The organism is Actinomadura physcomitrii, assembly GCF_008923205.2.
In the GTDB taxonomy this organism is placed as follows: Bacteria; Actinomycetota; Actinomycetes; order Streptosporangiales; family Streptosporangiaceae; genus Spirillospora; species Spirillospora physcomitrii.
In genome coordinates, this window is sequence record NZ_WBMS02000106.1 from 1 (window position 1) to 1,010 (window position 1,010).

General features: G+C 65.7%; 1 protein-coding gene. It reads right to left on the reverse strand.

Annotation, left to right across the window (positions count from 1 at the left end):
- Positions 1-33: 33 nt before the first annotated feature.
- Positions 34-948, reverse strand: coding sequence for an IS982 family transposase (locus tag F8568_RS46445; protein WP_151600553.1), 915 nt, complete (start codon positions 946-948; stop codon positions 34-36).
- Between the last annotated feature and the right edge of the window lie 62 nt (positions 949-1,010).

Here is a 1,010-nt window from a genome sequence, read left to right on the forward strand (position 1 = left end):
CTAGATGAATGAGTCCAAGGAGTGTCGTTGCAGTCAGTGATCATAGGCAGTCAGTGACCGCTTGATCGACTGTCCGGTCTTGTCGTTGTGCCATATCGCCGCTGTGAGAGCGAGGATCCGGCACAGGACGCGGGCCGTCACCCCTGCAGGGCTCTTGCCGCCGTGTCGTTCCAGGTCGAGCTGTCCCTTGAAGGTCTGGTTGATCGACTCGATGACCTGACGCAGCGGCTTGAACAGGTGCGCTCCGGCCCGTGCGGTCTCTCCCTTGCGGGCCGGCCGCAGCAACTGCAGATGACGCTCGGTGAGGTCGTGCTCGAACGCGCGGCCGTAGTAGTTCTTGTCGCCGATGATCGTCTGGCCCGGGTGGGAAGCGGTGACGTCGGGCGCGGTGTCGAGCATGTCGCGCAGCGTCTCGCGTTCGTCGGCCTTCGCGCCGGTGAGCGCGAACAGGATCGGCAGGCCGCCGGGCGTGCACACCAGGTGCAGCCGTAGCCCCCAGAAGTACCGGGAGTGCGACGCGCAGTAGCCGTACTCGGCCCAGCCCGCCAGATTCGAGCGCTTGGCCGTCTCCCGCGAACAGCCGCAGCCGACCGGCGTGGAGTCGACCAGCCACACGTCATCGCTCCACAGCGAGGTATCGACCGCCAGGATCCGGATCATGCTGGTGAGCAGCGCGGACGCGGCGCGCAGCCGCTTGCTGTAGCCGGACTGCTGGGGCACGTAGGGGAAGAGATGGCCGAAGTCCCGCCCGACGCGGCGCAGCCAGCGCCGCTCGGAGGTGTAACCGAGCAGCGCAGACATGACCGCGAGGGTGACCAGTTCGGCGTCACTGAGCGTGGGGGAAATCCCGACCGTGGGGCGGTAAGGAGCCAACCACGGCGAAGCCTTCAACTCGTCGTCGATCCGGGCATAGAGTGCCGTTGCGAGGGTGTCTAGGTCTGTCTTCACACACTGACATTGGACGCCCTCGCCCCATGTCCGCAGGCGAACCCTTGGACTCATTCATCTAG